The organism is Coleofasciculus sp. LEGE 07092 (assembly GCF_015207375.1).
GTDB lineage: Bacteria > Cyanobacteriota > Cyanobacteriia > Cyanobacteriales > Coleofasciculaceae > LEGE-07092.
Genome location: NZ_JADEWY010000005.1, coordinates 66,067 through 86,798, shown reverse-complemented (window position 1 = coordinate 86,798; position 20,732 = coordinate 66,067). Strand labels below are relative to the sequence as shown.

Sequence of the window (20,732 nt, the reverse complement as noted above, 5' to 3'; positions counted from 1 at the left end):
CATCCCACTTTTAGAAGTGGGTTTTACTCGATTAATTTCTTTTATGAATCGGTTTCCGGGAGCTATCCCTACAGCTCAAGAACAGACTGATTTCCACTTTTCCTCTTCCTAGAGTGACAAAAGAGCGATAGTTGCTTCTTCTTTGGCTTCTTCTGGTAATTCTGCCCCTCGAACTAACTTGTCGAGTTCTGCCAGTAACGCAATCACATCGGCTTTTGTGAGCGGTTCTTCAGCCGTTGCAGCACCTTGACTTTGAGTTACTTGATTGTTATCGCCAAGAACACCTTGGTTATTGTCACCTTGAATGGCTCGGTTCTTGTCACCTTGAAGGTTGCGGATATCGCCACCGACAGAACCACCAACAGAAAATCCACCAGGATTGTTTGTCATACTACCTACCTCTTGTATTTGATTGCTTGTATAAAAACTTGGACGCTGTAGCGCCGTCTCTACCATATTCTCTAAACTAGAAATTCGACTATCTTTCTCTGCTAAAAGTTTCTGTACCTCTGCCTCTGCCAAGGCTTTAATCTGGTTGTATGTCGTGAAATACTTAGCGCTGAGTGCAGAGCGATCGCTTTCTGGAGCCGTTGCCGCACGGAGTAAAAACTTATCCTTACCCCGTTTCTCCATCGCCACAATCTCCAGTCCAGCGTCTGGATTATTTTCCGCTAACCGCTTGAATGAGATAGCGATCGCACGAGGGTCAACTCCCTGATTGTGGTAGAGGTCAAGGGTATCGACAATTGGTTTAATAAAATCAGCAAAATCCCCATCCTCAAACTCTTCGTCCCAGTTATCTGGTTTGCGGCGTTGGTTGGGGTCATCTTTAGTCGGTAAACGCATGAAGACATATCTGCATCGAATCCCCTGCAATTGGGTACTACTCGTAATGCTCCAGTCTTCAATCGTGGCTCCGGTAAGGGTTGCACCTGTTAAATCAGCTTCATCTAATTGGGTTTGTACCAGTTTGGCTCTCGATAAGTCCGCGTCTTGCAGGTTCGCTTCACTTAAATCAGCACCGATGAAGCTGGCATCGGCTAGGTTTGCACCTTGTAAATTGACTCCCTGCAGGTTTTTGCTGTTAAAGTTTTGGTCTTGTCCTTGTCCTGTAATCAGTAATTGCCGCACTTTTTTGTCTTGCAGATACGTTGTACTAGGACGAATATGATCGAGTTTTTGAGTTTGGTGCCAGCAAGTCCGGGTGAGGTTAGCGCGTCTAAAATCTGTACTCTTAAGGCTGGCTTGAGAAAATTCAGCATCAGTTAAATTGGCATTGTAAAAACTTGTGCCTCCTGTAGCAGCAAAGGTAAGGGCAATTGTGCGAATGAGGGTGTATTTTTCATCTCCAGCCAATGCTTGCCAGCTAACGTAAGCGCACAGTAGAACGAAAGCGATAGCTCCAGGGATAGCGACAGCTCCACCAAAAGCAAAAACTACGGCAAAAGCGATAGCTCCAGCCAAAATTCCAGCCAAAGCGATAGCTCCAGCCAAAGCGATAGCTTCAGCTCCAGCCAAGGCTCCAGCGAAAGCAATAGCTACAGCTCCACCAAAAGCAAAAGCTTCAGCTCCAACAAAAGCAAAAGCGACAGCAAAAGCGACAGCTCCAGCAAAAGCCAAAGCGAACACTCCAGGGTTAATCCCTTTGCTGATAACGATAATCCAGAAGACAACGATTACACCGATAGCCAGCCAGCCAACCACAATCTTTGCAGGATCGCTACCGAATATGAATGTTACAAAATATCCGGAGAAGCGGCAGAGTCTTCCGGAAACTGCCGACAGCAGTAAAGCCATTACTGTTAAACCCGTCTGCCATCGCCGTTGTAGTCCAGCTTTTGCTCCACAAAACTTAGCATCTTTGAGGTAAGCATTCGTAAAATTTGCCCCTCGAATATCCGCCTCACTAAAGTCTGCCCCCGAAAGGTCTTTACCTTTAAACGATTGCCCGCGAAGACTTACACGGCGAAAATCTCTTTCCCCCTCTGCATATCGTCTCAGGACTTCTTCAGCTTTCATGCTCTTCGCTTTCGGTATCCGTGTGACTAAGAATGTTGTCTAGGGTTAATTTTTGGCTGTGAGTTGGACTGTGTTCATCGGGAAAACACTCGCAACTTGACACTAATTTAGCAAATGGCAAACCGCTCCAAAAGCCAGTCAATAATCACACTACGCTACAGCAACTAGCCTTGAAAGCCAAAATCATCGTGTTTCACACTCCCAAATCCTAATCGCCTTGTCACTACTACCACTCACTAATCTCTGCCCATCTGAACTGAAAATCACAGACTGAACAGCACCAGAATGCCCGGATAGCCTCCCAAGCAAATCCCCACTGCTACAATTCCATAATTTAACAGTTTGGTCGTAACTACCACTCGCCAAGATAGTGCCATTCGGACTAAAACTAACACAACTTACCTCGTCAGAATGTCCCTGTAGCGTACACTTCTCCTGTCCGGTGCGTACATCCCACAGCTTAATCGTAAAATCTGCACTAGCACTGACAAGGATTTGTCCATCAGGACTAAAGGCGACGGAACGAACTGCACCGCTATGTCCAGTTAACGTCATACTATCTTTCCGAACAATAGGGCTACTATCCCAAAGTTTAATGATGCCGTCCCGACTACCACTGGCAAGAGTTTGTCCATCTGCACTAAACGCGACAGCCTGAATTTTCTCACCATGTCCCCTGAGAATTCGCTTCTGAGTCAGGGTACTCACCTCCCACAATCGGATTGTACAGTCTGCACTACCACTGGCGAGAGTTGTACCATCAGGACTAAATGCGATCGCTAAAAAGTAGTACAAATGCCCTTTGAGAGTACGTTTTTCCCGTCCGGTGCGAATATCCCACAGCTTAATGGTATTATCAGCACTGGCACTAGCCAGGGTTTCTCCATCAGGACTGAAGGCAATGGACAGGACGTGATAGGAATGCCCCTTAAGAATGCATCGTTCTTGTCCAGTGCGACTATCCCACAGTTTGATACTATAGTCAGTGCTGTTACTGGCTAGTATTTCCCCATCTGGAGCAATGGCAAGGCATTTAACCGCTGAATTTCCTGTGAGAGTGTTTGTACATCGCCAATTAAGGGATGGTGTTTCTGGGATTAATTCAGGGGTAGGTAGAATAACGGGGTGAAACTCTGGAAGTAATTGTATCTCCTGTGGTATTGGGCAGGAGTATGGAGGCAACTGTACTGATACATCAATCCTGCCTATTTGCTCCAGAGCTTGCAGTTGAGCTTGGTATTCGGCTAGGGTATCTTTTAAGTTTTCAATTTGGCGATCGCTCTGGGATATGCGAGACTCCAATTCAGTCAGGCGTTGGCTAATCGGATCAAGGCGTTGATGGAGTTGTGCCAGGGCTGTTTCTGAATGTTGTCGATGCAACAGGTTGAGCCTTTGCCGATTGGCTAGATTCAAGGCAAGACTTATACTCAAGGGAGCTGCCGCATACACCACCTGCTGAGTGGCTGCTGCTACAACCGTTCCCAATGCTGAACTAGCAAGGGACAAATATTCAGCAATTTCTAGCCAGCGACGGCGACTCATTAACAGCCTGCTCTAGAAATGGTAATCAACACCTTAATCCCGCTGCCAAATTTTAATCGTTTTATCCGAACTGCAACTGACTAATGTCTTCCCATCTGGACTAAAGACTAGGGAATTCACTACGGCTACGTGTTCCTTTAATGTGCAGATTTCCTTGCCCGTACTAAGTTGCCACAGCTTAATACTACCGTACCAACTCCCATGTTCTAACCCTGGTTCTAGTCCGTAGGTATACCGTACCCCTAGAAGGTTCCATGGGTATTTTTGTATGGGTATCTGCTAAAATCCGTAAAAATACGGTCTGTAAAGCCCTTCTAGTTTCTGTAAACTGAAGGCATCTACTTAAAATTTACGCATAGTTATTGGCTACTTATTAAACTTGCGTTTTCTGGGGGTGCAACAATTGATCGTGAAATCTTTATTTCGGGCAAATACTGCTCCTAATGTCGTGACGCTTTCGTTGCGATTTCCATCTCAGGATGCTCCGGTGCAGCAGTGGACTTTTGTGGATCAACCTGTGATTAAAATCGGACGCTGTTCTGATAACCATATCGTACTGCACAGCTCGGTCGTCTCCCGCCACCATATTGAACTCCGGCGCATTGCATCTGAGTGGAAAGCAGTTAGCTTTAGCAATAACGGCACTTATCTGAACGGTGAACCCATCACTGAAGCCGTTGTGACGGATGGCATTATCGTTCGACTCGCTATGTCTGGTCCTCAGCTCCAAATTCACTTAACGTCTTCAGCCCCCAGCCCTCTGCTGAAAAGCAGGCGCGTTCAGGGGGCTACAGCTTTAAAAGCTGTTGGCTATACAGCTTATAATTCTATTCAGGATTAGAACTTTGCTACCCAGCGTTAGGGGTAGGACAGGCAAGATGCCTGTCCTACGGTAAAATTTTTTCTGCCGACACACCTTAGCTACTGGGAGCATAGGTTAGGCGATACTTGTCTAAAACAGAAGCAATGGCTTTAACCCGTCGCATTTGGTCGCTGTAAACACAATCCCACTCGGTAATCGGACGGTTTTCACGGGCGCAAATGCCGATGAGTCCTGTGGCTTGATTTAAACCGCCTTGCAAGTCCATCTCATTGTTTAAGTTGAGATAGAAGGAGGCAGTCCTTGCCCAAGCAATCGCCTCAATACCAGTCAAACCGCCTTTTCGTGCCATTGCCAGCGCTTTGGGAAAAAAGCGGGAATGAATGGGTTTGGCTTGATTGTACAAATCCGCTGCATTCAGCAAGGCTTCTATGTCTGCGCTAGGGTCGATACCGACAGCGTTTAGATCCACGAGATGGGTAGACAGTCGAGAACGCGATCGCTGCAAGCACAGTTGCTCTGCCTGGGTGATATCTCCGCCACTGCGTCCTTGATCGCTACAAGGACCATAGTTTGTCACTACGTCACCCCAAGATAAATTACCCGGATCGGTGTGTCCGAAGTAGGAGGCAGTTTGCTGCACGTAGAGATTGCCGTTTTCAACGAGAAGTCGGTAATTGCCTTCTGCTACTCCAATCGCCACCATACCTAAAGAAGTTGGGGTTGCAAATAAGGGAGTCAAACTACTGAGGGTTTTCTTGAGATCGAAGGGACCATTCAAGACAGTTGTCGCACCCTCAACTAAACTAACGGGATTGGATTGGGTTGTAAGAACTAGGGGTTGCGGTGGTAGGAGTACGGGTTGAGGCTGTCCTGGAGTAACGTTCGCAACCGGACTAGGGTTACTGTTGGTGTTGATGAGTGGGGTTTTACCTAATGTCCAGACTAATAAAGTGGCTCCAGTGGCGGTTCCCACCAAACCCATCAACGTCACTCGCGCTAACCAGACCCAATCAAACATAACTGTGGGATGAATTAAGTGTCCGACTCACTATTCTAGCTTCTAGCCATCCTTAAAACGGGGAGATGATCCGTCAATAAGCTTTCATCTTTTGTAGGTCAATAGCGTAGAAAGCTTGCTCAATCAAGCCCTCGGTTTGCTTGTCACCCTGTCAATGTGTTACTCCTCGCTTTGTCTCCCCCGTACCTCTGCTTCCCATCTATTAAAGCGCTTGTGCTCTCAACCAGGCGACTGGAAGCCATAACAGCTTCCGCGGTTTAGAGACGTAAGCGCGTGTACTAAAGACATCATAGTGGTTGCGCTCTATCGCCCCCAAAATACCCTGATAAAGCATTGATGCTGCCCAGACGGGCCAGCGAGCATCACGACTGAGCATTCCAATTCCTCTATCCGCTCTAGCATAGAACTTACGGGCGCGTTGAATTTGAAAGCGCATCAGTTCCCGCCACCGCTCGTCAACAACCCCTTTGAATAAGTCTTCTTCCGTGTAATTAAACAGTGCTAATTCTTCTAAGGGTAAGTAGATGCGACCCCGGCTAGCATCTTCACTAATATCTCGGAGGATATTTGTCAACTGTTTAGCAATGCCCAGTGAGATTGCTTCTTCGACGGGATTGTTTGCATCCTGACTATTCCATGGAGTTTGGTTGGGCGAGTTGTCCAACCCCAAAACCGGACTAGTCATTAGCCCTACCGTACCAGCAACCCGATAGCAGTAGAGCTTTAACTCATCAAAGGTTTCGTATCGACTGCGGTACAAATCCATACGCTGACCAGCAATCATATCTCGAAACGGCTGAATCTCCATTGGGAATCGTTGTAGGGTATCGACTAACGCTACATCCGGTTCGTCAATTGGCTGTCCAGCAAAGACAGATTCTAGTTGTTCTTCCCACCGAGTCAGGGTTTCTGGCGTCGTTAACGGCGACTGGGGACCATCTACCAGCTCGTCAGTTCGCCGACACCAGACATATATCGCCCAAATCGCTCGGCGTTTTTCCTCTGGCATTAACAATGTCGCCAGATAAAACGTCTTAGCATACTTTGCCGTAATCTGACGGCAGATTTCATAAGCGTCAGACTGGGAAACCAGCGTTCTCATGCACGGGGAGTTAGGCAGTTTAAGCATTCGTAGCAGGCAGGCAGCTAGGGACTGGGGATTACAGGTTGGGTACTGGGAGTAGCAGGAAGTTGAACGTCTGATTGGTGACGTTGAACGTCTGACTCGGAGTTCTTTGCAATTGCCTGCGATGTCAGCTTACCAGAAAGTACGGCACCTTCCATACTGCCCAAGTAACGTTGCATCGTGTAATCACCCGATAAGTAAAAGTTGGCAATCGGCGTCTCCTGAGCAGGGCGATAAGCTTGTCGTCCTGGGGTTGCTTTGTAGACAGAACGCGGGGTCTTGACAATATGATATTTAAGCAGTTTGGCGGAATTATCCCCCTCAAAATGCTTGGGAAAGAGTTTTTTCAATTCTGCCATGGTCGCGTCTACAATTTCCCCTTCGGATTTGCCAATCCAGTCTTTTGCGGGTGCCAACACTAATTCCAGCATTGAACGGTTGGGATTGGCATAGGCTTTGCAGGTGTTGCTCATATCAGCATAGACCGAGAGCAGGGGCGATCGCGAAAATAACAAGTGATCGATATCCGTCAGCTTGCGATCAAACCACAGATGCAGGTTGATCACCGGGACGCCTTCCAACCCCTCTAGCTGTTTGAAGAAATCTATCGTTTTCCAGGATTCGGGAAGCATCAGCTTCAAGGGATCAACTGGCATAGCTGACACGTAAGCATCTGCTGTCAGTATTTCCTCCCCGTTCGCACCCCGAATTAAAAATCCCTGCACCGTGTTATCCCGATTGAGCAAGAATTCTTTAACGGGTGCATTCAGACGCACTTCTCCGCCCCGTGCGGTAATGTAATCGACTAAGGGTTGGCAGAGTCGTTCTGTCGGAGAACCATCTAAGAACGCCATCTTAGAACCATTTTTTTCCTGAAGGAAGCGATTTAACGCGGTGAGGAGTATCGTTGCTGAAATCTCATCCGGGTTGATAAAGTTCAGCGCCTTGGACATGGCGATAAAAACTTCCTTCTCCACCCTTAGCGGTACGTTTTGTAACTTCAGCCATTCGGAGAAGGAGTATTGATCCATCTCTTCAACGTACTTCTGCCCGTTGATTATCGCCGGTAGCAGACCCAACCCAAAGCGAATCTTCTCCGACCAAGTGAGCATATCATTGTTGCGCAGAATCGCGACAATGCCGTTGATGGGGGCTGGTAAATCGGGAAAGTCAAACCGAGAATAGGTTCCGGGGATTTCCGGCTGATTGAAGATCATCGTATGCTTTTTCCATTGCAGCCGATCTTCAATATCCAGTTCTTTAAATAGCTGCAACATATTTGGGTAAGCACCGAAGAATATGTGCAAACCTGTTTCGTACCAATCTCCGTCTTTATCTTTCCACGCAGCAACTTTACCGCCTAAAACATTTTGACGTTCTAGGACAATAGGGGTATGACCTGCGTCGGTGAGGTATTTGGCGCAGGAAAGCCCTGCTAGACCTGCTCCAGCGATCGCAACTCGCATGTGATAGTAATACTCTTCCTCTAGGTTCTTGTCATTGTAATCTCGACCTCATTATACTTTGCATTCTGTTACATTTTCTAATTCAACCGTAAGAATTCGAGCCTTACTGAAATCGGCAACAAGTCGATTAACCCTAAGTTAATCGTGCAAGTTAGCAGAAATCACGCTACCCGCTAAATATCTCCCTCGCTCCCCCGCTCCCCTTTTTCGGTAAGCTCTATAACAGGCTCGAAACAAGTAGTGACTAAAATCCCATGACCTCAGAGGTTCAAAAGCGATCGACCCTTCAATCGGTAGCGATCGTCTTTATATCCCTAATATTCGTTGCTGCCTGTACGATAGGCGTAACTTTAGCGTTTTCAGGAGGAGAGATGTTTGCCGGAAAAAAACCCACCAATCTAGGCGTTCAAGCAGGGAAACTAACCCCGTGTCCCAATACCCCCAACTGCGTCAATAGCCAAGCCCAAGACTCCACCCACGGAATCGAACCCTTAAAGTACACCTCAACGCTGCCAAAGGCGATGGCTGATCTGAAGACCGTAATCCAGAACATGGAGAAAACGAACATTATTACGGAAACGGAGAATTACCTCTATGCAGAATTTACCAGTAAGCTGATGGGATTTGTCGATGACGTGGAATTTTTCTTCGGCGAAAGTGCTAATACCATCCAAGTTCGCTCCGCTTCTCGCCTAGGACGTTCAGACTTGGACGTAAATCGCAAGCGTATCGAAACGATCCGAGGGCAACTCAACGAACTGCAAAACCCAGTGTAGGTATTTGTAATGATGAAAACGCCCTAACTTCCCCCACTCCCTCCTCTCAGCAGTTCAGTTTAATTGTGCCGATCCACTTAGCGCCGAGGGGAAGATTCATTGCTGTCTGATTACCTTAAGTTATCACTGCATAACGCAGAACTAATAAACTTTAGCAACTTAAATGTTGCTAAAAGGTAGTAAAATTTTTAGTAACTTAATCTACCGATACATTGATTTAAGGTACTCAGCATGACTGCAACGACCCCAAAAACTACGTCACCCGTTCCAGCATTTTGCGAAGGCATTCAGTACTTCGGACAAGCCCTTCCGGGTTTCGAGACGTATGGTGGAAAACCTGCCATTGCTGAGGGTAAAAGTGCGATCGCATCTCCTTCTGACCCAGCGGCTGTCTTCCAAACCCTCCTCGCTGCTGACGCCCTGCGTTACCTCATTCTGCAAGTTACCGCGTCTAAAGCCTCCGGTCACCCAGGCGGATTTGCCAGTGTGGTGGAAGGCATTGCCGCCCTGATCATGCTGGGTTATAAGAATATCATCACCGAAGTAGGACACCATGCTCCAGGCTTTTACAGTACCATGTTCCTCGATCGCTCCCTAGAGGACATGGGGATTGAAACCGTGCAACAGATGCGGGAACGCTTCCGGGAAATGCACGGACTCCTAGGACACCTTTCCGGTCAAATTCCCGGACTCCTCAACCCGGCTGGACCCCTCGGACAAGGGCAGCATTTTGCTATGGCGGGGGCATTACTGCACCGAGATACCCTCTTCCCCGTTACGATTGGTGACGGGGGTATCGGTGAACCCTATATAATGAGTAGTTTCGGTCACTTCCACACGGCATATCCCGAAGTTACTAATTTCCTGCCCATCTTGGTTTGGAACGGCTATTCTCAGGAACACCACAGCATGGTGTCTACTAAACCCAACCAGGAAATGATTGAATACTGGGAGGGTAACGGATTTAAAGAAATTATCTTAGTTAATGCCAAAGACTTTGATGACGCCAACCAACCCGGAGACTATGTCGATAGCACCGCGTTTTCTTGGGAAAAGCGTTTAGAATTCACCAAAGCGGTCTTAGAAGCCACAGATAAAGCCGCGAAATCTGCCCTCGGTGGTAAGCTAACGGTGCTGATTATTAAACAGCTTAAAGGGGCGGGGGTACATGATAAAGGTGCAAAAGCTCACAACCTCTATGCCCACCACACCTTAGAGAATGAAGATGTGATCAAGGCTTTAAAACAGCGTGCCTTATCCCCAGAAGCTTGGCAACTCGTCCGCACTAACTGTGAACGAGCTGCAGGGGGTCCGGCATCTCACCAAGTGGTGACGGAAAAAGAATTGCCCCTGCCAGATTTAGGGAAATTGCCTCTAAATGAGTTTTCAGTTAAGGAAGATAAGCAAGTTGCAACTACGGCAATGGGTGCGTTAGTTGCCCATGTGGGACACAAAGATCCCAGCTTTATTATCTCCAATGCTGACGGGAATGCCGCATCTGGGATTAATAACATTAATGTGGCACTGAAAATTATCCACCCCACCTCTGACGAACTCTATTATCAGGGACCTAAGGGTCAGGTATACGAACCATTGAGTGAGGATGCTTGTGCAGGGTTAGCAGCAGCTTTAGCATTATTTGGCGCAAGGACTCTCTGGTGTTCTTACGAGTCTTTTGCGATTAATGGTTTACCCATTTGGCAGACGGTAACACAGGCAATGGCAGAATTGCGCCGTCCTACTCCTTCTACAATTACCTTATTTACAGCAGGGGCATTGGAACAAGGACGCAATGGTTGGACTCACCAGCGTCCAGAAATTGAGAATTACTTTGCTGCCATGATGCGGAATGGCAATGTTTTCCCTCTATTTCCCTGCGATGCAAATAGTATCCAAGTTTGTTACGATTGGGCGCTGACAACGAAGAATAAGGGAATTACCATTACTGCTAGTAAGTCACCGTTATCTGTATTAACGACCTTTGAAGATACTCGTCAAGCATTGCAAGATGGTGGGGTGGTGTTGCATGAAACGGAAGGGAAAAAGAAAGTCGTTTTTGCCGTTATTGGAGATATGACGTTAATTCCGGTATTTGATGCTGCCGTTCACTTGGAAAATGAAGGAATTGGCGTGCGAATTGTTTCGGTAATTAGTCCCCGTCGCTTGTATCGTCCTCATGATGTTGCTTGGGCAACTTGTACTGAAAAGGATAGTCATTTCTTAGATGATGAAGGGTTTGAGAAACTCTTTGGTGGTGATGCGTTGATTGGGGTGACTGGGGGTACGAGTGGGATGCTGGAACCCATTATGTTGCGGAGTAATTTGAAGCGGGATACTTTTGCTTGGAAGCGGGGTGAGACTGCATCGAGTGCTGGTCAAATTATGGCGTTTAATGGGTTGACGGCTGAGGCTTTGGCGAAACGTGCTACTGAGTTAGTAAATTAAATCGTTGGATGTGATGCCCCTGCCTGCCCCTTTACCAGGTGGGGGTTAATTGACATCCTGCTTGTATGTCAAGATTGGTTCAATAAATTATATGAACTTCTAGTCCCTTCAAAGCCACTTTTCTTAAAATATAGGTAACTCAGTATAGGGAGCATTTAGATGTGGCTGACATAGATGAATGGAATAAGTCGGTTGATGATTCTAATTCTGTTTGGTCTAATCTACAGGGTTTAGAGATTACGAAAGGGGAATTAAAACACTTAACAGGCTTTGATTTAAATGGCATTCCGTTACACAAGCCCCTTACCTTAAGAAGAGCAATAATTCGTCGAGCTTGGTTGGAGGTTTTATTTATTTCTCTAATTACGATTTGTTTTTTACTTATAAGGCATATACTTTGGCTTAGATTCTCGCTCATTGATACGCTAACTATCACTAACAATGCACCAGTTATTTCTATAGGTCTTTCTTGCCTTATTGCAACAGTTATCTACTTAACGATTAGAAAATATTTTGCAAATAAAAGAATTTCCCAAACTACAATCCCTCTGCTTGAAGAAGTTTGTAAGTACAATCAAGTTGCAAAAATAGTAGAGGTTCAAAGCCAGATAGAAGCTGTTGGAAATTCAGTAGAATTGATTGATAAGAAAAAGATAAGTGAAGCACTTGATCTGACAAGGGCAGATTTAGTTTGCGCCCTTAAAACTGAGAGAATTTTAAGAGAAAGCAAAGACATCATAAACATGCGACCTGAGCTATTTGCTAATAATTTAGCATCTTTAAGAGCATTGGATGTTAGTGAGAAAGCTGGTGAAAGTGGTCAGCTAATTAACGAAGCGTTGCAGGTGGCAATAGGTGTGCAAGAGGAAATCAAAAAGCTCCATAATCAGCGTAAATAAAAAATATCTAAGTAAGGAAATTTACTAATAAATAAATAGGGATGCGATCGCGTCAGAGTTTATAGGCATAATACAGCATCGAGTGCTGGTCAAATTATGGCGTTTAATGGGTTGACGGCTGAGAATTTGGCGAAGCGGGCAACTGAGTTGATTGGGTAGAATTGAGTTGAATCAGTTAGCTTTCCCCTGCCTGAGTTAGTCTTGGGTGGGGGATTGCTATGATAGAGCCAAAATTAGGATTAAAACAAAACTTATGAGTATCTCGCCATCTCTGAAAACAATAATTGAATCCATTGAAGCCCTTTCTCTGGAAGATCAAGCCTTATTATTTGAACAACTTTACAAGCGAAGGCTGGAAAAGCAGCTTCAAGATAATGTCAAGGAAATCGCCGAGACAAGAGAGCAGGAGCTGATAACAAGTAAGTCTCCGCAGTCGCAGAATCCTTTACTACAGGTTCCAGCTACCCTCAAAAATAATCCTTTATTCGATGAGGTATTAGAATACATAGAAGCCTATCGTCATGAACTCGATCAGGAAACAGAAGCTTATTATCGTGAACGTGACGCCGAGGTTCAAGCTAAGTGACTCGATACATTCTGGATACCGATCATGTCACACTTTTGCAACAAGTTCATCCAATTGTTACCCAGCGCATTAGTGCAGTTAATTGTGACGATGTTGGTGTGACTGTAGTAACTGTTGAAGAACAAGTACGGGGATGGCTCAGTGCTATCAGAAAAACCTCCCAATCTTCCCAACCTGAACGATTAATATGGGCTTATAGAGGATTGCGAGATGTGGTGAAATATCTGAGCCGATTAAATCTAATTGACTTCAGTGAAGAGGCTTACGCTCATTATCAGGAGTTGCGTCGTCAAAGAATACGCATTGGCACACAAGATTTACGAATTGCCGCTATTGTGCTGGCAGAAAATTCTATTCTCGTTACGCGCAACCAGCGTGATTTTGTACAAGTACCTGGTTTGGTATTTGAAGACTGGACAGTACATAATTGAGCAAGGAGCTAATTCATGAAGCTACAATATCCACTATTTTCCCAAGTTGCCCTGGCTCATGACTTACCAGAATACAGCCTGAAACGGGGAGATATTGCAACAATTGTGGAATATTACCCTATGGCTGAAGGTGAAGAGGATGGATACAGTTTAGAAGGGTTTGATTTGCCTCAAGTGACAATCGAGGTTGCTGCCTCGCAAATTATCCCCGTTGTTCAGTGGCAGCGGAAAGAAATAATTTTACGCAAGTTGCGTCAGCTATAGCGTTTTCATTTGGGATGTAAACACACTTATTCAGGAAAAGGCAACGGGGAACAGGCAACAGGCAACAGGGGAAAGAGATACAGAGTTTTTAAGTACAAGAAGAAAAGACCTTCTAGGTTTACAACTCATTTGGAAACGCTATATCAGAATCGAGACGGCTGCAATTAGAGGACTACCTTGATTTTTTATTGCAAAAAGATAAGGTAGTAAAATAAAAAAAAGGCAAACGCGCTTCATATGAGTATAAATACTCGTCATTTTGACATTTTTATTATACGTTTTCTATCATTTTAGCTCCTTATAGGGAGATTTCTACTAATTGAGCGATTAGCGGACGATAGGTTGTATTGTCTAAGTGTTCTTTATACCAATCCTTATACGTTCCCTTCGTTTTATGTTCTTGAATCAGCCGAGCCTCTTCTATAAGTATCCATAGGTTGTGGGTGGCTCGATTACAAAAACCTTCCACTTTACTAGCTTTTAAACCATCTAACCCATACTTTTGACAAGCTGGACATAGACATTCCTTTAATTTTTTCTCTTCTTCCTGATTAACCGCACGACCTCTCCATTTACCTAAAGGAGCTACTATTCGCTCTCCTGTTCCTGGTAGCTGTATCATGCCACGAGCTGCTCGATTACGCCAACCACTTGAGTCTACCGAGTCGATGTTCAATAAAGCAGCTAGATGGAGAGTAGCTGTACCACCAATACCAAAAACATGAAGCTTTTGGCTTTTGAATTCTTTACGGACGTGATGTAGACTTTCCAGGATTTTTTTGTAGGGCATTGCTTTAGTAGCGCGTAACAAGTTTGGCACAATTCCACCCAAAGCAATATAGGGTTTGTTTAACAAAGGTTGGTGTTTTTTCATTTGATCAACATAATCTTCAAGGAAATTACTAATGTGAATAACTGGCACATAGGAACCGTGTTGATAATTAAGATTCATTTCCATTGTGCGGTAAAAGCATCTTTCCTGATCATCTCGTGACATCTTGGGAGTAGGGATAAAATCTTGAGGGATAGGAAACCAGTCTGGTTTAGCTTGTTCTACAAATTCTTCATATTCTTTGACTGGTGTTTCTCCCTCACGAGTTACAAAATAAAAAGCACCATTATCTAGGTAAACTTGAACCCCTTCAGGAATGCCTAGATATTTGTGTATACCCTGCTCCATTGCCCACCGTCTGCGGTTAGGCATTTTATGAAAGTCGGCATAAGAAATCATTACTGCTTTGAGGTCTTGCAGGTAATACTCAGATGCTGAATCCCATACACGGGGCTTAATTCCTTGGAGGCTCAAACCAGCAACAATTTCCAAGCATTTTATCTCCTTACAGATTTTTCTTTTCGCTCTGCCTCTAGAACTTCCTTGTACGCCGCTTCTAGCGTATCAAACGCATCCTGTTCTTCGCGTTCTCCTTTGGAAGCAGGTTCTTTGATTTTTGCGAGAACAGGGAAGCTAGTGAGTTGTCCAGACAGAATTGCTTCACCATTTTCTAAATCTGGAAGCATCTTTACTTCTTCCTCACCTAAACTTTCGATCACCTTACGCACAAAACTTTGATCAGCAGGGTTAACCATACGCATGATGATGTATGAGTTACACATGGCGAGAGTTGTCTCATCCAGTCGGGACGGGCGCTGACTAATTAAAATCAATCCTACACCGAATTTACGACCTTCTTGAGCTATCTGTCTTGTAACATTAATAGATCTTTTCTGGGCTGGTGTATTTGCATTTACATGGGCAAACTTATGAGCTTCCTCAAGTAGCAGAAGCACTGGAAATTTTAGCTCATTTCTTACCCTTGCATCAAAAATGTTGTCAGCAATAATGCTGTAGATTGTTGATTGAAATTCTTCTGTATATCCAGCTAAAGATACAATACTTATTTGACCATATTTTACTAATTCTTTTCGGTCAGTTGGCAATGGTTCAGCACCGCTACGAGCTACTTTTTGGTTAGTCTGTTCCATTCGTCGTAAAGCTGCCGCTGCTGCATAAGTTCGCTTTTTGATTCCTTCAAGTGTACGTATGTCACTTTTTGAATAGCTTGTGAATCCATTCCAACCCCACTCTTGTAATTTCTGTTTGTCATCTTGACCATCATGGTCACGCAGCGCAGCTTCACCAGCTTCAGCCATATGAGCAATTAACCATAGATTCTGTTGCACGCCATATCGATTCAAATCCGATTTATTTATGCGTTTAGCAAGCCACATCACTCGCTCGGTCATCTCATCTTTAATGTAGAAAGATTTAGCAGCCTGAAATATATCAGCAAAACGGGTCAGCATAGTAGGTGTTAGATCGTACCCAAGATTACTAACAATTTGAGCTACTGTGTCGCTGTCTTCCTCAAAAATCGGAAACTGTGCGTAGTAACGATGCACTTTTTCCTTTAAATCTGGAACATCTGCTAAACCCGTATAATCTCCATGAGGATCAAATATCACTATGGGATAATTTTTGGCAGCTAATTGTTCGATAACTCGCCGCGCCGTCCAACTTTTGCCAGCACCAGTCATGGCTAAAATTGCTAGGTGACGGGTGACAATAGCATGACCATCTACAGTGACATCTACTTCAGGACGATTGGAAAGAGTAGCAATAGCTAAAGCACGATTTTGCTTGTCTTGCAATTCCCCAAGAACGATACGAGCAATGTTTCGTGAGTCAGGACAGTAAGCAGTGGAAGCAGGTTTAGGAGGATAACGAAGTTTGTTTAGCTTACCACCTCCGCTACGATCCACAGGTTCAGCACCTAATACCTGACAAACCGCAGTAACCATTTCCTGGCTTAATGAAAGCACTGTATCAAATGGATTTGTCCGGGTAGCAGCTAATTCATGTCCTGCTTCAGTTGGAAAAAGAGGATTTATCCGTTCAATGGTTTGAACTTTAGCCCAAATACGAATTTTTTCTACAGAGGCATTATTTTCTGATTGGCGCAATTCAGCATCTACAGCAATGATGTCTTGTTCCCGAACTGCTTCGGGTGCTACTGCTAGTCGAAACTCGCGGCTTGTACTTTCGCCTACCAACGTGCCGACATAACGGTTAACTTGAACAGAATTAGTACCTGGATTGTTTGGTTGCTGTGTTTTTTTAGAAGACGTTGCCATAGGTTTTGTTCTACTCTAAACATTAGGGCGGAATAGCCAATCCCGCTTTGTCATGTAAATTGACTGAACTATGATGCGTCGCATCTCAGCGTCAGTAATCTGTCCATTTTGCAAGCTAACACCCAAGTGATACTTGATTAGCTTGCTATAAGACTCTGTTAGCCAGTTTGGTATCTTAGCGTACTTATCAACAATGTCTAACCCTACTGGAAAAGCATACCCAGGCAGCACACGAGCATACAAATAAGCCCGTCGAGCAGCTTCTAGAATTTGATCAGTACCTAAATCAGCAAAAACTTCTATTCTAAATGGTTCAGTAGTTTCCGAAACTTTTACATAGCATCCCCGAACCTTGGGAAAGCCAATTTTATTGGATAGTTTAAGGCAACCCCAATCTGCATCTGTTGTATAAGACTCATCAGGTAAGGAAATTTTGCCTTTAGTGAGTCCGGCATATTTATTTTTAATTTCCCAAGGCTCTGAAAACTGACCCGGTTCTAGTAACATAGATAGCAGGAGAGCATCTGTATAACCTAGTCTGTCTAATAAGGCTTTAGGTGATTTGATATCTTTGCGTCCATATAATTCATTGAAATAATTTTGTTTCTTCTTTTTTCTTAAATTTATAAATATTCTCTCTAAAAGAACTGTCTCACTGAACTCTCGTAATTCACCACCTCGCTCAATAACACCAGTAATGATAGTTTTTGGTTTTCGCTGTTTCGCTTCTTTGATTAATTGACGATATAAAAATGCTATCCAAGATAGAGGTTCAAAGAGCCTTCTTTCTACCCATTCATCACAGCGATCAGGAGCCATTTTAGGATATATTTCCAGTTCTGCTTCGCCTATAAACTCATCTTTAAGCTGTTGAGCTAATTCAGGTTCTTGTGCGTACTGGTTCAAAAAAAGGTCAATGTCTTTTTCCGTGAACGGCGTATGTCCAGCATAGCCACTCATCATGTAAACTAGCGGACCATGAAACATTAAAACTCGTAAATCAGGTGTCCGTTTCAAAGCTGACAGCCCCCCTAAAAGTTCAGCCGTAATTCGGACAATATCAGGGAAATCTTTCCGTTCTTTACTACCCCCTTCTAAATCGCCAAGAATAACGGGATAATAGCCAAACTGTTCACGTTCAGCCAGATTACGTTCCCCGGTTCGTACACGATAAGAACCTACTCGTAGAAGAATAGGAACTGGACTGGACATTTGAACTTGACCAAGACCCCCATCAATAAACGTTACAACCTCACCCTGAACCTTTTGCCAATCTAGCTCGTTGATTGCTTTAGCACTCAGTATTTGATCTCGTTTTCCTAAATCTGCCTCGCGCATTGCTCGTCGTAGGTGTGTGACAAATTTTGCAGTATTTGTGAAGTAGTTATCCCGCAGACTCTCTGCAACAAGAAGCGCGTTTTCCTGTAACTTAATCATCAGGTGAGGCTGACTCTGTAAATCAGCTATCACGCCTTGCTCTGTTAAACTGGAATTTGGACTTTCTTGTTGATTCATTCATACCTCACTTCAATACCTAACTGGATTAGCATCCGCCTAGCCGCAATTGAATGAAAATCACTTACAGGCAATCCTGTCAACTGACTCACCAGCCATTTAGGAGATACCCGCTGCCCATCAATCAACACATACCACGACTGATAACTAAATGGTTTACCCTTTCCTTCAGCTAGTGCCTGATGTGCAATATCAAGCACTTGCGCTGGTGTCAGCGCTACCTCAATCCCTTTGAGATGTGCTTTGCCTTTTGGAGCTACAACTGGGGAACTGTGGTATTGTTTAGCTAGCTCCCCATATAACCAATAGTGTAATTCAGATAACTTTTTGCCCAAACTGCCTGTAGCAATTCGCACACCCAACCCCTCTGGGATGATTGCCTTGTATCCATCCAACGCTTGAAGGTAATCTCGACCGACACAAATAAAAAGTTCTTGGTAAGAGCTAAAACTCAGTATATTCTCTAGTTCAGCAACAACTTTGGGCTGTAATTGGTGCGATCGCATCCGTGTCATCCGCCGATCATAGTACGGTATTTCACGATCATCGGATATTAATCCAAATTCTGCCGACAGTATATATACGGATATTGCCCTTGAGTGTGACGCTTGGTGTGCTAGAAAGCGACGCAGTAGGCGGAAAGTTGGCCCATCGTATCGAATAATTGCAGGTAGCAGACCAGGGTCAGAGCGTTTACGCTGGGAACAGGCAAGGATTAGTAGACTCGGATCTGTGAGGGACATAGACTATGGCAAACTATATAGCTGGGACAAGAGAGAATGAGCCAGTAACAGGCAAGTCTCCCCAGCAAAATAATCTTTTACTACAGGTTCCTGCCACGTTCAAAAACAATCCCTTAGTCGATGAAGTATTAGGATATATGGCTGCCTATCGTCATGAACTCAATCAGGAAGTTGAGAGTTTACACTATTTAACAGCGATATTAACATTACCCTCAAAGAATTAGAAAAACAGCTTCTTTCTTGAACTTCACTATGACTATAAACCTTACAGAACAACTCAACCCAGTCAACGACCAGTATTTTATCCTACCCGGTCGTTATAATTGGCAGCAATTCAAGGCAATTCAAGCCGTAATGCAAGATGTCCCTGGATTAAAATTAACTTATCTTGATGGGTGTGTGGAGTTCATGACGACAGGTGAAGACCATGAAATGATTAAAAAATGTCTAGCGATTCTCATAGAAGCCTACTTATTTGAAAAGGGTATTCGATTTATCCCCATTGGGAATGCAACTCGTGAAGCTGAAATAAAAGGTGCTTCTTTTGCTCCAGATGAGTCTTAACTATATTGGCACAAAGAAAGACCATCCTGATCTGGCAATTGAAGTGGCTCTGACCAGTGGCGGAACGGATAAACTAAAAAAGTACAAGCGGTTTAAAATTCCTGAAGTTTGGTTTTGGCAAAATAATAAAATTTTAATTTACCGTTTTCGACAAAATGACTATGAGCAAATTGAGCGCAGTGAGTTTCTCCCAAACTTGGATTTAGAGTTGCTGGTGCGCTGTGTGTTAATGCCTGATATAGTTGACGCGAGAATGGCGTTTATTAATGCGATTCGACAGTCGTAATTTCCGGATTAATATCATGTTAAGTTATTGAACCCATTATTCTCAGTTTCATCCGCGAACGAGACACTAGGCAAACGGCATCAGTGAAGCTGATCGCACATTTGAATCTGGGAGGTAGGAATGCGATCGCTTCCATCCATCAGTTTAATCATCGGTTGGTGGATGCCATCCGCCTTCAATCCATATCGCTCGTGCCTCAACGACATTCTCATTATTAAGCCGCAAAGCTATCACCGTCGCTCGACCCATTGGGGTGAGTCCAGCAATATGAGTTCCACCGTTAACCCAAGCGAAGTGTTCCGTCCAAGTCTGAGTCCGGGGATTAAATAGCGCTACAAGCTGACCCGTTTCAGGATCGACAGCATGAGTTTTCGCTCCCTTGAACTCATTGCAACGATAACAAGATGCCGCCAAATTTTCGCGCTCATCCGTTCCTCCAAGCGATCGCGGGAGAATATGTTCCATGACTGGTGGTGTTCCAGTTAGCCGGGAGGATGTCTTACAGTATTCACAGCGATAATCTGCTGCGACAATAACTTGCTGACGTAGTTTTTCTGAAATGGTCACACTGCGGCAGATAGCTCTTTCAATGGAGGTATCCGATGTCCCCGCCAGCGTAAAACAGACCAAGCATAGGCTTTACGCAGCATCAAACGATCCGCAGCTAACCGTAAGTCGGTCAGTTCTTGCCGTTCCTCGGAGGTAAGCGAACCTTCTTTATTCTTCTCCAATAGCTCAATATGACGCTTGTGCTGGCTGGGTTCCACCTTAGCATTGGCGATCGCTAACAACTCCTCAGTACTGAGGCTTTGCATCTTCAACAACTCCGGCTGCATCTCTGGTGAAGCGTTTTCCACAGAGGGTGGCAGATTGCTAACCACACTTTGAGCAGCTAGCACTTCTACAGACTGTTGCGTTGCTTCGGCAATGCGAGCCAATTGGCGGAAGACAGGTTCAGGTAGCTCAATCGTCACTCGCTGAGTCGTCATGGTCTGACCGGGATGTAGCTGGATATTGTCAATTTTATCTTCCCTCTGAATAGCCTTAGCCATAGCCACGGCAAGCTATCTCTACTATAGCTGAAGTGCACTATAGCT

20 protein-coding genes and 1 pseudogene are annotated in these 20,732 nt (G+C 44.7%); 9 read left to right on the top strand and 12 right to left on the bottom strand.

Going from position 1 to position 20,732, the window contains the following annotated elements; genetic code table 11:
• Window positions 1-108 precede the first annotated feature (108 nt).
• From IQ257_RS02605 to IQ257_RS29725, 3 genes are all read right to left on the bottom strand, one after another.
• Window positions 109-2,019, bottom strand: a complete 1,911-nt coding sequence (locus tag IQ257_RS02605) for a pentapeptide repeat-containing protein (RefSeq protein ID WP_193872992.1) — start codon at window positions 2,017-2,019, stop codon at window positions 109-111.
• Window positions 2,020-2,202: 183 nt separating this feature from the next.
• Window positions 2,203-3,561: a hypothetical protein gene (locus tag IQ257_RS02600; protein ID WP_193872993.1), complete on the bottom strand. Its 1,359-nt coding sequence runs from the start codon at window positions 3,559-3,561 to the stop codon at window positions 2,203-2,205.
• 33 nt (window positions 3,562-3,594) lie between these two features.
• Window positions 3,595-3,711, bottom strand: a complete 117-nt coding sequence (locus IQ257_RS29725; protein ID WP_322744148.1) for a WD40 repeat domain-containing protein — start codon at window positions 3,709-3,711, stop codon at window positions 3,595-3,597.
• A 259-nt stretch (window positions 3,712-3,970) separates the two neighbouring features.
• Here IQ257_RS29725 and IQ257_RS02590 point away from each other — a divergent pair, with 259 nt between their 5' ends.
• A complete protein-coding gene (locus tag IQ257_RS02590) occupies window positions 3,971-4,402 on the top strand; it encodes an FHA domain-containing protein (RefSeq protein WP_193872994.1) in 432 nt (143 codons plus the stop codon).
• Window positions 4,403-4,478: 76 nt separating this feature from the next.
• On the opposite strand, the gene IQ257_RS02585 is transcribed toward IQ257_RS02590, so the two are convergent.
• The 3 genes from IQ257_RS02585 to pds form a co-directional block, all read right to left on the bottom strand.
• The gene (locus IQ257_RS02585) at window positions 4,479-5,402 is read right to left on the bottom strand and encodes a hypothetical protein (RefSeq protein ID WP_193872995.1); all 924 of its coding nucleotides are present in this window, start codon (window positions 5,400-5,402) and stop codon (window positions 4,479-4,481) included.
• Between the two features lie 202 nt (window positions 5,403-5,604).
• Entirely contained in the window at window positions 5,605-6,531 is a 927-nt protein-coding gene (crtB, locus tag IQ257_RS02580) for a 15-cis-phytoene synthase CrtB (RefSeq protein WP_193872996.1), read from the bottom strand.
• Window positions 6,532-6,548: 17 nt separating this feature from the next.
• On the bottom strand, window positions 6,549-7,994 hold the full coding sequence (gene pds, locus IQ257_RS02575) for a 15-cis-phytoene desaturase (protein WP_193872997.1): 1,446 nt from the start codon (window positions 7,992-7,994) through the stop codon (window positions 6,549-6,551).
• Between the two features lie 254 nt (window positions 7,995-8,248).
• On the opposite strand from pds, the gene IQ257_RS02570 reads away from it, so the two are divergent.
• The 6 genes from IQ257_RS02570 to IQ257_RS02545 all read left to right on the top strand — a co-directional run bounded on the left by IQ257_RS02570 (window position 8,249) and on the right by IQ257_RS02545 (window position 13,395).
• The gene (locus IQ257_RS02570) at window positions 8,249-8,770 is read left to right on the top strand and encodes a DUF1499 domain-containing protein (protein ID WP_193872998.1); all 522 of its coding nucleotides are present in this window, start codon (window positions 8,249-8,251) and stop codon (window positions 8,768-8,770) included.
• 231 nt (window positions 8,771-9,001) lie between these two features.
• Complete coding sequence (locus tag IQ257_RS02565; protein WP_193872999.1) at window positions 9,002-11,215, top strand: phosphoketolase; 2,214 nt, start codon at window positions 9,002-9,004, stop codon at window positions 11,213-11,215.
• Between the two features lie 161 nt (window positions 11,216-11,376).
• Window positions 11,377-12,114, top strand: a complete 738-nt coding sequence (locus IQ257_RS02560) for a hypothetical protein (protein ID WP_193873000.1) — start codon at window positions 11,377-11,379, stop codon at window positions 12,112-12,114.
• Between the two features lie 253 nt (window positions 12,115-12,367).
• Window positions 12,368-12,700 (top strand): hypothetical protein, encoded by a 333-nt coding sequence (locus IQ257_RS02555; protein ID WP_193873001.1) that lies wholly within the window; start codon window positions 12,368-12,370, stop codon window positions 12,698-12,700.
• Window positions 12,697-13,131 carry a type II toxin-antitoxin system VapC family toxin gene (locus tag IQ257_RS02550; RefSeq protein WP_193873002.1) on the top strand — a complete coding sequence of 145 codons (435 nt, stop codon included), beginning with the start codon at window positions 12,697-12,699 and terminating at the stop codon, window positions 13,129-13,131. Before IQ257_RS02555 ends, IQ257_RS02550 begins: the two co-directional genes overlap by 4 nt.
• A 15-nt stretch (window positions 13,132-13,146) precedes the next feature.
• Window positions 13,147-13,395, top strand: coding sequence for a DUF4926 domain-containing protein (locus tag IQ257_RS02545; protein WP_193873003.1), 249 nt, complete (start codon window positions 13,147-13,149; stop codon window positions 13,393-13,395).
• 298 nt (window positions 13,396-13,693) lie between these two features.
• Here IQ257_RS02545 and IQ257_RS02540 read toward each other — a convergent pair whose 3' ends face one another.
• The 4 genes from IQ257_RS02540 to IQ257_RS02525 are packed head-to-tail and all read right to left on the bottom strand — an operon-like array spanning window position 13,694 to window position 18,785.
• Window positions 13,694-14,719, bottom strand: coding sequence for a hypothetical protein (locus IQ257_RS02540; RefSeq protein ID WP_193873004.1), 1,026 nt, complete (start codon window positions 14,717-14,719; stop codon window positions 13,694-13,696).
• Between the two features lie 5 nt (window positions 14,720-14,724).
• A complete protein-coding gene (locus tag IQ257_RS02535; RefSeq protein WP_193873005.1) occupies window positions 14,725-16,527 on the bottom strand; it encodes an ATP-binding protein in 1,803 nt (600 codons plus the stop codon).
• Window positions 16,528-16,542: 15 nt separating this feature from the next.
• Window positions 16,543-18,042: a DNA double-strand break repair nuclease NurA gene (locus tag IQ257_RS02530; RefSeq protein ID WP_193873006.1), complete on the bottom strand. Its 1,500-nt coding sequence runs from the start codon at window positions 18,040-18,042 to the stop codon at window positions 16,543-16,545.
• Window positions 18,039-18,785, bottom strand: coding sequence for a DUF6884 domain-containing protein (locus IQ257_RS02525; RefSeq protein ID WP_193873007.1), 747 nt, complete (start codon window positions 18,783-18,785; stop codon window positions 18,039-18,041). The genes IQ257_RS02530 and IQ257_RS02525 overlap by 4 nt, the downstream gene beginning before the upstream one ends.
• A gap of 5 nt (window positions 18,786-18,790) precedes the next feature.
• Here IQ257_RS02525 and IQ257_RS02520 point away from each other — a divergent pair, with 5 nt between their 5' ends.
• Entirely contained in the window at window positions 18,791-19,009 is a 219-nt protein-coding gene (locus IQ257_RS02520; protein WP_193873008.1) for a hypothetical protein, read from the top strand.
• Between the two features lie 28 nt (window positions 19,010-19,037).
• Window positions 19,038-19,635: pseudogene (locus IQ257_RS31340) on the top strand (Uma2 family endonuclease).
• A gap of 144 nt (window positions 19,636-19,779) precedes the next feature.
• On the opposite strand, the gene IQ257_RS02510 reads toward IQ257_RS31340, so the two are convergent.
• On the bottom strand, window positions 19,780-20,202 hold the full coding sequence (locus IQ257_RS02510) for an HNH endonuclease (protein ID WP_193873009.1): 423 nt from the start codon (window positions 20,200-20,202) through the stop codon (window positions 19,780-19,782).
• On the bottom strand, window positions 20,199-20,687 hold the full coding sequence (locus tag IQ257_RS02505) for a hypothetical protein (protein WP_228060357.1): 489 nt from the start codon (window positions 20,685-20,687) through the stop codon (window positions 20,199-20,201). The genes IQ257_RS02510 and IQ257_RS02505 overlap by 4 nt, the downstream gene beginning before the upstream one ends.
• Window positions 20,688-20,732 lie beyond the last annotated feature (45 nt).

Excerpts from the sequence above, each read along its gene's own strand:
- IQ257_RS02605 (WP_193872992.1), bottom strand. The coding sequence starts at position 2,019 with ATGAAAGCTGAAGAAGTCCTGAGACGATATGCAGAGGGGGAAAGAGAT.
- IQ257_RS02600 (WP_193872993.1), bottom strand. The coding sequence starts at position 3,561 with ATGAGTCGCCGTCGCTGGCTAGAAATTGCTGAATATTTGTCCCTTGCT.
- IQ257_RS02585 (WP_193872995.1), bottom strand. The coding sequence starts at position 5,402 with ATGTTTGATTGGGTCTGGTTAGCGCGAGTGACGTTGATGGGTTTGGTG.
- crtB (WP_193872996.1), bottom strand. The coding sequence starts at position 6,531 with ATGCTTAAACTGCCTAACTCCCCGTGCATGAGAACGCTGGTTTCCCAG.
- pds (WP_193872997.1), bottom strand. The coding sequence starts at position 7,994 with ATGCGAGTTGCGATCGCTGGAGCAGGTCTAGCAGGGCTTTCCTGCGCC.
- IQ257_RS02570 (WP_193872998.1), top strand. The coding sequence starts at position 8,249 with ATGACCTCAGAGGTTCAAAAGCGATCGACCCTTCAATCGGTAGCGATC.
- IQ257_RS02565 (WP_193872999.1), top strand. The coding sequence starts at position 9,002 with ATGACTGCAACGACCCCAAAAACTACGTCACCCGTTCCAGCATTTTGC.
- IQ257_RS02555 (WP_193873001.1), top strand. The coding sequence starts at position 12,368 with ATGAGTATCTCGCCATCTCTGAAAACAATAATTGAATCCATTGAAGCC.
- IQ257_RS02545 (WP_193873003.1), top strand. The coding sequence starts at position 13,147 with ATGAAGCTACAATATCCACTATTTTCCCAAGTTGCCCTGGCTCATGAC.
- IQ257_RS02535 (WP_193873005.1), bottom strand. The coding sequence starts at position 16,527 with ATGGCAACGTCTTCTAAAAAAACACAGCAACCAAACAATCCAGGTACT.
- IQ257_RS02530 (WP_193873006.1), bottom strand. The coding sequence starts at position 18,042 with ATGAATCAACAAGAAAGTCCAAATTCCAGTTTAACAGAGCAAGGCGTG.
- IQ257_RS02525 (WP_193873007.1), bottom strand. The coding sequence starts at position 18,785 with ATGTCCCTCACAGATCCGAGTCTACTAATCCTTGCCTGTTCCCAGCGT.
- IQ257_RS02520 (WP_193873008.1), top strand. The coding sequence starts at position 18,791 with ATGGCAAACTATATAGCTGGGACAAGAGAGAATGAGCCAGTAACAGGC.
- IQ257_RS02505 (WP_228060357.1), bottom strand. The coding sequence starts at position 20,687 with ATGGCTAAGGCTATTCAGAGGGAAGATAAAATTGACAATATCCAGCTA.